This window comes from Chryseobacterium sp. JV558, assembly GCF_033712365.1.
In the GTDB taxonomy this organism is placed as follows: domain Bacteria; phylum Bacteroidota; class Bacteroidia; order Flavobacteriales; family Weeksellaceae; genus Chryseobacterium.
On the sequence record NZ_WJHU01000002.1, the window covers coordinates 20,820 to 34,378 of the forward strand.

Annotated in this window: 10 protein-coding genes; 5 read left to right on the forward strand and 5 right to left on the reverse strand. The window is 37.1% G+C overall.

Going from position 1 to position 13,559, the window contains the following annotated elements; translation table 11 throughout:
• Nucleotides 1-160 precede the first annotated feature (160 nt).
• The 3 genes from GFU89_RS05835 to GFU89_RS05845 all read left to right on the forward strand — a co-directional run bounded on the left by GFU89_RS05835 (nucleotide 161) and on the right by GFU89_RS05845 (nucleotide 6,535).
• Nucleotides 161-3,049, forward strand: coding sequence for a TonB-dependent receptor (locus tag GFU89_RS05835; protein WP_318846263.1), 2,889 nt, complete (start codon nucleotides 161-163; stop codon nucleotides 3,047-3,049).
• A gap of 26 nt (nucleotides 3,050-3,075) precedes the next feature.
• A complete protein-coding gene (locus GFU89_RS05840) occupies nucleotides 3,076-4,584 on the forward strand; it encodes a RagB/SusD family nutrient uptake outer membrane protein (protein ID WP_318846264.1) in 1,509 nt (502 codons plus the stop codon).
• 124 nt (nucleotides 4,585-4,708) lie between these two features.
• Entirely contained in the window at nucleotides 4,709-6,535 is a 1,827-nt protein-coding gene (locus GFU89_RS05845) for an alkaline phosphatase (protein WP_318846265.1), read from the forward strand.
• A 137-nt stretch (nucleotides 6,536-6,672) separates the two neighbouring features.
• On the opposite strand, the gene GFU89_RS05850 is transcribed toward GFU89_RS05845, so the two are convergent.
• The 5 genes from GFU89_RS05850 to GFU89_RS05870 form a co-directional block, all read right to left on the reverse strand.
• On the reverse strand, nucleotides 6,673-7,671 hold the full coding sequence (locus GFU89_RS05850; RefSeq protein WP_318846266.1) for a phosphatidylinositol-specific phospholipase C: 999 nt from the start codon (nucleotides 7,669-7,671) through the stop codon (nucleotides 6,673-6,675).
• Nucleotides 7,672-7,998: 327 nt separating this feature from the next.
• Nucleotides 7,999-8,679 carry a hypothetical protein gene (locus GFU89_RS05855; RefSeq protein WP_318846267.1) on the reverse strand — a complete coding sequence of 227 codons (681 nt, stop codon included), beginning with the start codon at nucleotides 8,677-8,679 and terminating at the stop codon, nucleotides 7,999-8,001.
• A gap of 75 nt (nucleotides 8,680-8,754) precedes the next feature.
• Nucleotides 8,755-9,981, reverse strand: a complete 1,227-nt coding sequence (locus tag GFU89_RS05860) for a 3-phosphoshikimate 1-carboxyvinyltransferase (protein WP_318846268.1) — start codon at nucleotides 9,979-9,981, stop codon at nucleotides 8,755-8,757.
• A gap of 71 nt (nucleotides 9,982-10,052) precedes the next feature.
• Nucleotides 10,053-10,379, reverse strand: coding sequence for a nucleotide pyrophosphohydrolase (locus tag GFU89_RS05865; RefSeq protein ID WP_318846269.1), 327 nt, complete (start codon nucleotides 10,377-10,379; stop codon nucleotides 10,053-10,055).
• Nucleotides 10,379-11,788: a hypothetical protein gene (locus GFU89_RS05870; protein WP_318846270.1), complete on the reverse strand. Its 1,410-nt coding sequence runs from the start codon at nucleotides 11,786-11,788 to the stop codon at nucleotides 10,379-10,381. Before GFU89_RS05870 ends, GFU89_RS05865 begins: the two co-directional genes overlap by 1 nt.
• 184 nt (nucleotides 11,789-11,972) lie before the next feature.
• Between GFU89_RS05870 and GFU89_RS05875 the strand changes: the two genes are divergently transcribed.
• Both GFU89_RS05875 and GFU89_RS05880 read left to right on the forward strand, forming a co-directional pair.
• Nucleotides 11,973-12,224 (forward strand): type B 50S ribosomal protein L31, encoded by a 252-nt coding sequence (locus GFU89_RS05875; RefSeq protein ID WP_047489008.1) that lies wholly within the window; start codon nucleotides 11,973-11,975, stop codon nucleotides 12,222-12,224.
• 104 nt (nucleotides 12,225-12,328) lie between these two features.
• Entirely contained in the window at nucleotides 12,329-13,489 is a 1,161-nt protein-coding gene (locus GFU89_RS05880; RefSeq protein WP_318847152.1) for a GlmU family protein, read from the forward strand.
• The last annotated feature ends 70 nt before the right edge of the window (nucleotides 13,490-13,559 follow it).

The following is a 13,559-nucleotide window of genomic DNA, read 5'->3' on the forward strand; positions in this document are numbered from 1 at the left end:
ACTTTTAATTACTTATATTATTGAAATACAGTGTTTTAATTTTATTATATGGTATGTGGCTTCTATAAAAAGCTAAAATTTCTTAATAAAAACATAAGGAAACCTTAATGAGGGGTGGGAGCGGACTGTTCTAATTTTGCACCTAATCAAAAAGGAGATCATGAATGTATTTAAAATCCCTGTCTCAGTAACTTATTTAACGGGTAGGGTATTACTTATTGGTGCAATATCAGCGTCACCGATGTTCCTCGCTCAGAAAAAAGACAGCTTAAAAGAAAAATCCATTGACGAGATTGTTGTTGTTGGATACGGAACACAGAAAAAAAGTAAAGTTTCCGGCGCTGTTTCGGAGGCTTCACTGGATAAGCTTACTTCCAGATCATTGTCTGGTGTAGGAGAAGTTCTTCAGGGTAAAGCTCCCGGAGTAACTGTAGTGAACGAAGGTGGAGATCCTAACGGAGCACCTAAGGTAAATATTCGTGGTCTGGGAGGAATCAACGGAGAAACTCCTCTTTATGTGGTAGATGGAGTGGTTTTTAACGGAACACCATCTATTAATCCAAACGATATTCAGGATATTTCTGTGCTTAAAGATGCTTCTGCCGCAATTTATGGTGCAAGATCTTCTGGAGGGGTTATCCTTATTACCACTAAAAGAGGGAAAAAAGGAAATCTTACCGTAGACTTTGATGTAAAATATGGTGTGAACCAGGCATGGAGACTAAAAGAATCTCTTAATGCAGCAGAATTTCAGGATGTAATGTACAAAGCATATGAAAATGCCGGGAAACTGGGAAGCTTACCCATTGCTTTTAATCCTAACCAATATCCAGACGGTAGAATTACCAAAACAGACTGGATGAAAGAAATTTTCAGAACAGGAACTATTCAGGAATACAATGTCAACTTAAGCGGAGGAAGTGATAAATCCAGATATTTTGTGGGAATGAACCATAGAAACCTGGAAGGGATTTTATTGAATACACAGGCAAAACGATACAATTTCAGAGTCAATTCTGAACATAAAGTAAAAGACTGGTTAACGATCGGAGAAAATATGTATTATAATTACTCTGATGGAAATACAGCAGATACCAAAAGTGGTTATACAGGAGCTTTAGTGGCTGCGATGTATTATCCGCCGAACGTTCCGGTGTACACGCCAAGCGGAGCTTTTTCCGGATTACCAATTGATGTGGCAGGAGGTTACGGAGATATGATCAACCCGGTGGCTTATCTTAAAAGGATCAGTATCAGAAATCCTACTCATGAGATTTTGATCAATCCCTATGCGGAAATTACTTTAGCTAAGGATTTAAAATTTCGTTCCAACTTCTCACAGACCTTTAAACTGGGTGATGTAAAAAACTTTACCTACAGAGTATTGGAAGTTGGGAAAATTTTTGATACCAATAATTTAGAGTATCAATCCAACAATTCATCTACAGCCCTTGCAGAGCAGTTGCTTACCTATAAAATTACTGCCGGAAAACATAATTTTGATTTCCTGGGAGGATTCACTTTCCAGAAGACCATTGATGAAGGTTTTGTAGCAAAAGCCTATGATTTTAGAAGTGAGGCTGAGGTGTTTCAACATCTTCAGAATGCTGCAGATACCAATAAAGATGTTTCCAGTTACCGATACAAGCAGTCTTTGGTTTCTTACCTAGCGAGAGTGAACTATGATTATGCCGGAAAATACATTGTAAGCGTATTGGGCAGACGTGATGGTTCTTCACTGGTAGCGAAACAAAACCGTTTTGCTAATTACTATGCTGTTTCCGGTGCGTGGGTGGTTTCCAAAGAAAACTTTATGCAGGATATTTCATGGCTTTCAAGTCTGAAATTAAGAGGAAGTTATGGTATTCTGGGTAACCTTGGAGGGATTTCACCACAAGCTGTTAACCCATTAATGACCAGAGATAATAATGTGATTTTCGGACAGGATCCTACTCAAAATATTGCTTATTATGCAACTACACGTCCAAACCCGGATCTGAAATGGGGGAAATCTGAACAGACTAACTTCGGGGTAGATGCTTCTTTCCTTCACAACAGCCTTTCCTTACAGTTTGATTATTTCGTCAAGAATTCTAAAGATCAGATCTTCAATGTAAGCTTACCAAGTACAGCAACGTATAACAATCAGTATGTAAATGCAGGATTGTTCCAGGATAAAGGATACGAACTAGGAATCAATTACAACAAAATAATTTCGGATGATTTCACTTTCTCAATAGGAGGAACTTTTAGTCAACTAAAAAATACGGTGAAGCAGCTTGCCAATGTGGATGAGATCTTTATCAACGATAATGGAGTAAGAGGTGTATTGAAACCAACCCGAGTAAAAGTGGGAGATCCTCTATATTCTTTCTATGGTTACAAGACAGGAGGTATTTTCCAAACGCAGGAAGAAATCAACAACTATAAAGATGCTAACGGAAATCTTATCCAGCCGAATGCAAAGCCGGGAGATATTAAATTCCTGAAGAAAGAAGGAAATACGGGCGTACTTAACAATAATGACTTTGTAAACCTTGGAAGCCCATATCCTAAGTTCTCCTACGGATTCTCTTATAACATGACATGGAAAAACTTTGATCTGAATTTATTCTTCCAGGGAGTATACGGAAATAAAATATTCAACGGGATGAAATTTATTTCTTTAAACCCAGGAGGAACAGGACAGAACTACAATATGGATAAAGATATCCTGAATGCATGGACTCCTCAGAATACAAACACGGATATTCCAAGACTTGTACACGGAGACCCAAGTGGTAACTATTCCAAAGTATCAGATTTCTATGTGGAAGACGGGTCTTATTTAAGACTGAAAAACCTTACCGTTGGGTATTCATTACCAAAAGAACTGTACAGCAGGCTGGATGTGAACAAAGTGAGAATTTATGTAACCACCAACAATCTGTTTACGATAACGAAATATACAGGATTTGATCCTGAAGTAGGAATGAATTCTTATGGTGTAGATACCGGAAGATATCCTCAGGCACGCTCATTCATCTTTGGGGTGGAGATCGGATTGTAATTTTTTAACCAATAAAAAGTAAAAAAATGAAATTTTTCAATAAAATATTTTTAATATCAGGAATATCCGTAATGCTTTTATCGTGTACAGGAGAGCTGGATGTTCAGCCTGAAGGAACGCCTACTGAAGCCAGTTTCTGGAAAACGGAAAATGATCTGATTACCGGAGCCAATGCCATGTATAAACCATTATTTGACGGAGAGTTTTACGGAAGAGGTCTGTTTTGGTTTATCAATGCCAGTGATGATATGGTAACCGGAAGGGCAAAAAGTGAAGCAGATAATGCAAAAAACTTTAGCAGTAACTACATCGCAGCAGGAGATCTTGAAACTCAATGGAACAAAAGATACAACGTAATTGGAGTAGCTAACCGTGTGATCCGTAATGTTGATAACATCCAGACTTCACAAGCCATTAAAAATAAATATCTGGGTGAAGCTTTGTTCATGAGCAGCAGAATGTATTTTGAACTTTCTTACTCTTATGGAAATGAAAAAGCGGGAATTCCTATTATCGACCGTTCAAAAGATCCGGATCCAAACCCGATTCCGAGAGCAGCCAATGTGATGGAAAACTACACCTACATTGTAAACGACCTGAAAAGAGCAGCAGAATTGTTACCTACTCAGGCAGAACTTCCTGCAAAAGATTACGGCAGACCCCATAAAGCTGCAGCATGGGCACTTTTAGCAAAGGTATACTTGTTTATGAAGGATTGGAAGAATGCAGAATTCTGGGCTAATGAAGTGATGACAAAAGGAAACAGAGCTTTGCTAGGGAATTTTGCTGATGTTTTCAAAGCAGATAATAACTACAGTTCAGAATATATCTGGTCTATTCCCGGAACTCCCAAGTTTACATCATGGGGAAGTATTCTTCCGGGCGTAATGCTTGAAAATAAAGGATGGGGAGAATATAACGGTTGGGGATATTTCCAGCCGACAAAAGAACTCTATGACGAATATGAAACAGGAGATCTTAGAAGAAGTGCTTCGATTCTAAAAGTAGGGGACAAATTTACCTTCAATGGAAAAGAAAGAATATATGCTTCTTCCAATTCTCTTACCGGATACCAGTTCAATAAATATATGGATGCTTTCAAATATCAGCTGAACAGTGGTCACGTGAGTGCTAACGGAGATTATCCGTGTACTGATCTTGCCGTTCCTATCATGCGTTATGCTGAGGTGATCCTTATCAAAGCAGAAGCTTCACTGATGCAGGGGAAATCTGCAGACCAGGAAATCAATATGATCAGAGTACGTGCCGGTTTATCTCCGAAAAACGGATGTACAATGGCTGATCTTAAACACGAAAGACGTTGTGAACTGGCAGGTGAATGGGCAGACAGACACAGAGACCTTGTACGCTGGGGAGATGCACAGGCAGCGTATGCAAAGCCTCTGCACGGTATCAATGGACAGGTTGTGTGGGCAGCAAGAAACTTTAATCCAGCTGTACATAATGTTTGGGCCGTTCCGCAGGCTGAAATCGTAAACAGTCATGGGATCATTAAACAAAATGAAGGCTGGTAACATTTTTAATCTTTTATATATAAGCCACTATATCATTGCAGAAGGTTCTGTGATGATATAGTTTTTTCACAGGTATAGGGTTAGGATGTCTTATTTGCCCTATAAAAATAACAATGGTATACGAATGAAATTATCAAAAATTTTGGCTGTATTGGCCCTGGCTGTTTTTTCCAAAAATCAGGCACAGAATTATTTAAACTACAATGTTGGCAATGCACATTCACATAATGATTATATGCAGGAGATCCCTTTTTGGCAGGCTTATTATGCCAACTTTGGTTCTATAGAAGCAGATGTATTTCTTGTAAAAGGTCAACTTTGGGTGGCTCATACCGAAAAAGAACTTTCTGCAGACAGAACCCTGGAAAATCTTTATCTCGATAATATTTCAAAACAGATTAAGCTGAACAAAGGGAATATCTATCCGGATGCCAGTAAGAAACTTCAGCTGCTGATTGATATTAAGCAAGACTATAAAACATCATTGGCTGCTTTGGTCACTACCTTAAAGAAATATCCTGAGATCACAGGAAATTCAGGAATTAAAATTGTGATTACCGGAGGAAGACCTCAGCCGGCAGATTTTAAAAACTACCCGAACTATCTTTTCTTTGATGGAGACCTAGATAAAAACTATTCTGAAGATCAGTTAAAAAGAGTAGGGATGTTCAGTGCAGACCTTCCCGGATTGGTAAAATGGAACGGAAAAGGAATACCAAGAGATGAAGAAACCGCAAAGATTAAAACTGCTGTTGAAAAAGCACATTCCCAGCAAAAACCAATGCGTTTTTACGGAGCTCCCGATTTTCCGAATGCATGGGTGAATCTTATGGACATAGGAGTAGATTATATCAATACTGATCATATTCCTGATCTTAAAAAATTCATGAACGCTATTCCGAAAAGCTTTTATAAAAATACCAAAGAATACAGCACTTATACCCCGACTTATGCATCAGACGGAGTAGAAAAAAAAGTAAAGAATGTTATCCTTCTTATTCCGGATGGAACTTCTTTGCCGCAATATTATGCTGCCTTTACAGCCAACAAAGGAAAGTTGAATGTTTTCAACATGAAATCCACAGGGCTCTCCAAGACCAATTCATCCAATGCCTATATTACAGATTCCGCACCGGGTTCTACAGCATTTGCAACAGGAGTGAAAACTAAAAATACTTTTGTAGGGGTTGACAATATGGGAAAAGCGCTCGCACAAATTCCTGATATTATTGCTGAGAAAGGAATGGTTTCCGGATTGATTTCTACCGGTGATGTTACAGATGCAACACCTGCTGACTTTTATGCACATTCAGATAACAGAAACAGTTCAGAACCTATTCTGAAAGATTTTGCGGCTTCAAAAGCTAAAATTCTTATCGGTGGTCCTACAAGCGGATTATCTCAGGAAAATCTGCAGAAATTTAAAGAAGCGAAGATTGATCTGTTTCAGGACTTGAAATCAGTCACTACAATAAAGAACGGTACTTTGGTTATTGATCCTCTGGCTTCACAAAGAATAACCAATGGAAGAGGAAACTGGCTTGCTGATGCGTTTGATCTTACCTTAAATGATCTAAAGAATAATAAAAACGGATTCTTTATGATGATAGAAGCTTCACAAACTGACGGTGGCGGCCATAGCAACAATATCGAGCAGCTGGTTACAGAATTACTGGATTTTGATCATGTAGTTGGTAAAGCAATGAAATTTGCTGACGAAAATAAAGAAACCCTGGTCATTGTGGTAGGTGACCATGAAACCGGAGGCTTAACTCTTCTGGATGGAAGCCTGAAAGATGGCTGGATATTCGGAAACTTCAGTACTAATGATCATACGTCTATTCCGTCAAGTGTTTTTGCTTACGGACCGAATTCTAAAGAATTTACAGGATTGTTCGAAAATACGGAGATCTTCAACAAGATATTGGCCGCTTACGGAATTAAGAAATAACTTTTGATTTTACTACTTCTACTTTTACAAAGAGAGGCTGTTTCGTTTTTGAAACAGCCTTTTTTGTTTTAATCTAATCTGAAAAAAGGCGGCCTCAAAAGAGAGACCGCCTTTGAATATATCTAACAAATAATAATTTAGAAATTGGTCTTCACGATTAATTCAGACAGTTCTGCATTCACAAAGTCAATCGGCATTATTCCGAATGATCCCTGAGTATTAGTCTGGAAGAATGTTTTAAGCTTTGGATTAATATTGTTGGATACCGTAGGAATACTTGGGATTCCAAAGATTCCAGGTTTATAACCGCTGGTGAAATTCACGAAAAGTTTACCATTCGTGTCATTTTTGGCTTCATTAAGCAGACTGGAAATTCCGTTCCACTTATCATCATTGTTTGTAACCTTATAATAATCCTGAACTTTCAATTGTACGCCGGAATTGTTGATATCAAACGTCGTATTATCTGCCCACGGAGAAGCGTTGATTCCTTTCGTTGTTCCTGAAGAAAATCTTCTCAACAATTTGATTTTTCCTCTTACAGAACCTAATGTAGGAATATTTGCTCCAAGATCCCATTTAGAAGGATTTTTCTGTACATAAGAGTCGAAGGTTTGCTCAAAACTTCTGGTCGTGTTGGATGCATCATACTCTTCCTTCACAGACATAATAATTGTTTCTGATGGATGACTGTTAAGGAATGCATAGCAAGCATTAAGCACATCATCAAAATTCAGATTTTGATAAATCGCTCCGTGATGAATAGCGAAAGCATTGTCAATGTGTCTGCAACGTATATCCAGAAAACGGACTCCTGCATTAAGTTGTTCTGCAATGCTGAGGTCTTGAGTTTTAGCCGTACCTGATACAACAGGGGTATCTACGCGTGCTCCTGAATCATGAGTCCCGGGAATGGAGATTTTTGAAATTGAAATATTATCCTGAAGACCAGACATCCAGCTATTCATAGCGATAGGTAATAAGGAAGCCTTATTACTTGCTTTAGCCAAAGAAGCGACACTGTTTTCATTGGAATCTCTTTCCATCATGCTGTCGTTTGAACAGGAAAAAAAGATAGACGCAGTCACAACCCCAAGAGTAATGGCTGTAAAACGTCTCATGTTTTGTTTGAACATAGTTTTTTTATTTTTTAATGCAGCTTAAAAATAAGAATATATCAAAACATGAGGAGTTAATTTAACTTTAATAGATAATTAAGTTGGTATAAAGTCAGGAAGTTGCAAGACAGATTTTTATTAACGCAAAGTTTATTTTTTGATCCGGAAATATGGAGGAAGATGAAATCAATTTCATTGATTTTTTCTAAATGGATGTATAAGTCAAGTTTCATCCACGACATAGTCCGTTTCTTAGCTCACTTTAATATGACGATAGAATTATTTTACTTTGCGTTTAAAAATAAGCAAAAAGTAATATCCAGCATTCAGTTTCAATCTTCCATCCTAAAAAACGAAATCCTCCTTCAGTCCGGGAATTTTGAACTTATGTTCCCCGATTTTGAAATCATTCATTCTGATCAAATTCTGAAGTTTATGGGTAAACTCTTTATGAAAGTTTTTAGGTATTTTGGTCTCGTCATCACAGGAAGAATAGGCTTTATCAACTATCACCTTACCCGTAGAAAAATTGATTTCATTCGTAAAACTGAAATCACAGGTGTCTTCGAAATGATCGTATGAACCTATCAGAAAGAAATCTCCGTTCTGAAACCTGAAGGTATGTGTATAGTGTTGGGTATGCCTTGAATTGGTGAAAAACTGTTGTTCAATAATAAGACAGTTATTTTTTATTTTGATTCCAAGATCATTATCAGAAGGATAAAATCCGAATCCGCTTGAGAAAAGGACTGTGGAATTTTCTTTCCAGATGGTAGAGCTGCCGTTTTCGTTTTTCAGAATATAGAAAACTCTTTTATAATCACTTGTACCTTCCAGATCTTGACTGTCTGATGCTTTTATATTTGTATCGAATACCAAGACAGTTTCATCTTTTCCGTCTTTGTCAAGATCACCTTTGATTTCTGCGATTTGGGTATATCCTTTTGGGAGCGAAAAATTTTTCAGACTCTGAGCAGATAAGCTCGTCACAGATAAGATAACCAAAAAGGGAAAGACAAATTTCATTATTATAAGTATAATTAAAATGTGGTAATTCGAAATAAAAATCCTTTTTCAAATTACCACACTTTATAGTTTTAATTAATGAGTCAGTATACTCTCAAGATCTTCCCAGAACATTGGGTAAGATTTCTCTACCACATTTTCATCCTCAATGTTAAGCTCCTTAATCAGACAGAATGGAGCAAAACTCATGGCCATTCTATGATCCTGATAGGTTTTGATCGAGATGTTGTCTTGTGGCTCACCAAAACGGATTGATTTGATGGTTAAATCTGTAATTTCTGTTTCAGTACCCAGTTTTTCAAGCTCGTTATATAAGGCCAGAAGTCTGTCGGTTTCCTTTACTCTTAAAGTTCCCAATCCCGAAATATCGAAAGGTATTTTTAAGGCTGCTGCCGTTACACAAAGTGTTTGTGCAATATCAGGACAGTCATTCATATCCAGGATAATTTTTTCCGGAAAAGAGAAATCTGGCTGAGGTTCCAGTGTTAGTTTATGCTCACCTTCAGAGAATGTTGTTTTGATCCCGAAGAATTTTTCATAAATGTTGGCAATTGCAGAATCTCCCTGCGTTGACTCTTTGTAAAAACTTTTCAGGTGGATGGTTTCTTTTCCCAATGCACAGATAGAGTAGAAGTAAGAAGCCGAACTCCAGTCGCTTTCTACTTCATAATGTACTACTTCTCCATTGTTGTCAGGAGTGAAAGGTTCTACTTTGATGGTATTCCCTTCAAAACTGCTTTGAATTCCAAATTTTGTCAGAATATCAAGAGTCATTTCAATATAAGATCTTGAAGTAACTTCCCCTACAAGATTAATTTCCAGTCCGTTTTCAAGCTTTCCTGCAACAAGAAGCAGAGATGTGATAAACTGGCTTGAAATGTTGGCAGGAACACTCACAGAAGTCTGGGTGATCTTTTTTCCTGTAATTTTTAAAGGGGGAAAACCTTCATTCTCCATATATTCAATTTCTACTCCAAGATCCCTCAAAGCACTTACCAGATTTTTGATAGGCCTTTCCTTCATTCTTCCCGAGCCGGTAAGGATAGTCGTCTTCCCTTCCTGGATAGAATAATAAGAAGTAAGAAAACGCATGGCCGTTCCTGCATGATGGATGTCTACCACTTCAGTATCCTCAGATAATGCTTTCTTTAGCAATTGAGTATCCTGAGAATTAGATAGATTTCCAATTTTTATATTACTGAACAGACTTTCCAGAATCAATAAACGATTCGAAATGCTTTTCGAACCGCTGATCTGTACTGTTTTTTCTCCTGATAATTTTGATTTTTCTAGCTTCTTCATTATTATCTACATGATATTAAAAAAATTATGAGTTACAAATTCATTTATAATTCATAACTCATAATTGATAATTATTTCAATTTTTCATTATTCTGATGCCGGTCTTTATCCCGGTCAGTTTTGATTTTCATTTTTCTGTCAAAAGCGTCCTGCAGATTCACTCCGGTTTGATTGGCCAGGCAAAGCGTTACAAAAAGTACATCTGCCAGTTCTTCACCAAGATCTTTCGTTTTATCGCTTTCCTTTTCGCTTTGTTCACCGTACCTTCTGGCAATGATTCTTGCCACTTCACCTACTTCCTCTGTCAGCATCGCCATATTCGTAAGCTCATTAAAGTATCTTATACCAATGGTTTTGATCCATTCATCTACCTGCTGCTGTAATTGGGTAATTTCCATTATTGATAAGCTCCCAGTGTTGGGTTTGTAGTTCTGGATACATTCACGATATCGAAAGGTACTGTTGCTGCAACAGCTGCATTTCCTTTTCCAAGAGCTGGAGAACCCGGTTTTACTCTTAAATTCATTTTAGCCATAAAATAATTGACAAACTGCGGATCAGTATTTTTGGTTGTTTGTACCACATTTGGATTGTTGTCAAAAGTGAAGCCAGCTCCCGTTGCACTCGTATATTTTATTAATGAATTTTGAAGTAAGAACTCAAACTGTTGTCCTGGGGTTGCTTCAAAATGAACGGCGTCATCTCTGTCAGAATATACAATACTGTTTTTTATATCGAGCAGCTGCAAAGCACCCTGTTCTGATTGTCCCGCATCATTCTTCCACTCATTGGCTGCAAAAATTCCTGCTCTGTCAAAAGAACTCATTGTTCTGGAATAGTTGGCAATCGTAGCATGAGTATAGCTGTGCTTTCCTCCTCTGAAAATACCGATACATGATAAACCGCAATTATTCATTACAAGGTTATTGGCATTCACAGTTGAACCAACAGCATAAATTCCATATTCAAAGAAAGTATGGATGAATGAATTGGTGATGGTTGCATTGGTTTGTCTCATATCAAGACCTCTTGTTCCTCCGAAAAGTCTTGCATGGTTCATTTTAAGTGTAGAATTTGCTTCCATTTTGATAGAATTCCAGTTTTTAGGAATCGTATCATAATAAGGATCATTTCTGTCACCACGAAGAATAACCTGGTCGGCCTGAGTTCCATTGATATTTAAAACAGCTCCGGAAGAAACTTTCATTCCGCTGTTTTTGTGGAAATATACTTTAGTTCCAGGATTTATATCTAGGGTTACACTTGGATTGATGGTAAGATTTCCGTAGATGATCTTTGCTTTATTATTATTCCATGTAGTGGAATTGGTAATCACATTCGGGTTGCCGGGAGTCTGAATGAAGAATTCAGCATCCTGTACCACAGAGAATAGCGTTACATGCTGCTGTCCTGCAGGTCCTGTAAAAATAACTTTGTCCTCAGCAATCGCTTCTGGTCCGGTAGCTTGAGGAGCAATTTCAACAAAAATATAAAGACTGTCTTTCTTTCTTAAAGGAACATTTTGAAAATCATAACCCGGTTTTCCATCCACATTGATTCTATATAATGAAGAAGAACCTTTTTCAAGATTTACTCTTGGGATCATGATATCCTTATCTTCATTATTATATACTTTTACAACGTAGGTTTCTGAACGCACCTGGTGATATACCGTATCACAGAATACCGTGTCTCTTGAGAACCTTAGCTGCTGTGTAGGGCTGTCAAACGTAATATCATCCTTATTACATGATACTGCTACAAGTAACATCCAGAAGGAAAAAGCCAGTAATAATTTGAATTTCATTGAAATTGAAGTTTAAGTAAGTTCCAAATTTAACGAAAATACTTTGAATTTCTTATCAATAAAAAAATATTGAATCTAGTATTTGGAAATTAGAAAAAATGTTGTATTTTTGCAACCTAAAATTTAGCAGAGAAATATCCATTACTATTTCGGAAGCAAACTTAATTTTTTTAAAAATAGTATTATGAAAAACGGAATCCACCCAGAAAATTATAGACTTGTTGTTTTCAAAGATATGAGTAACGACGAGGTGTTTCTTTGCAAATCTACTGCAGAAACAAAAGACACTATCGAGTATGAAGGACAAGAGTATCCTCTAATCAAAATGGAAATCTCTTCTAGTTCTCACCCTTTCTACACTGGTAAAGTAAAACTAGTTGACACTGCAGGTAGAGTTGATAAGTTCATGAACAAATACAAAAAATTCGCTAAGTAATTTTTGTACACTTAAAATATTAAAGTCTTCCAATTTTTGGGAGACTTTTTTTATTGTAAATTTGTTAAACTTGAATTTTAAACCTTAAACTTAAAAACTGAATGATGCAGTTAGTTTTTTCAGACGCACAATATTGGGAAGACTTTCTTCCGCTTACTTTTACCCGCCCCGTTGCTGCAATGCGATGCGGAATTCTTACATTCTCTGAAAGATGGCAGAAAATCCTGGAAAATACAGAGATTTCCTACTTTACGGAAATGTATCTTCAGGATAAATTTAAAAGTCCGGAGGAAAGAGAAAGTCTCTTTTTAGTCCCGAATTTCCTTCCTACAGAAACTGTAATTCAACAGATTAAGGATCTTAAGCAGGGAGAAGCGTTGGTGTATGAAGACGAATTGATCGCTGCTAAAATCAATATGAAAGATTTTTCTCTCCATCAGATTGAAAAAATGACAGATATCAAGGAAGATCTTATTTTCTTTAAAAGACCAAAAGATCTGTTTACCTACAATCATCATGCTATTGATTTTGACTTTGATCTGCTTACCAAAGGAAGAACTTCACAAGAACTATCTTCAACCAATGGCTTTTTAGGTGATAAGAAAGACTTATTTATCGAAGAAGGCGCCGAAATTGAATTCTCTACTTTGAATACTAAGACCGGTAAAATTTACATCGGTAAAAATGCTGAAGTAATGGAAGGCTGTCATCTTCGTGGACCTATCACTCTTGGAGAAGATTCAAAGTTTAACCTTGGCGCTAAAATTTATGGCGCAACCACTATCGGTCCACATTGTAAAGTAGGCGGGGAAGTGAATAATATTATCATTTTCGGTTATACAAGCAAGGGACATGAAGGTTTCGTTGGAAACTCTGTCATAGGAGAATGGTGCAACTTCGGTGCTGATACCAATTCTTCCAACCTTAAAAATAATTACAGCCACGTAAAACTCTGGAACTACAGAACAAAAGCTTTTGAAGATACAGGGCTACAGTTTGCAGGTCTGATCATGGGAGATCATTCCAAAACAGCTATCAATACCCAATTGAATACGGGAACAGTAATTGGGGTAGCCTCCAATATATTCAAGCCAGGTTTTCCGCCAAACCTTGTGGAAAACTATTCATGGGGCGGATTGAAAGATGATGAAAAATTCAGGCTGGATAAAGTATATGAAGTGGCAGAAAGAGCCATGGCAAGGAGAAAAATCCCTTTAACAGAAGAGGATAAAGCAATTTTGAAACATATTTTTGATACGTATTAATTCGATTATAATAAAAAACTTCAATTTTTTTTGAAGTTTTTTTATTTTTGATGTAATAGATCTGTAACGG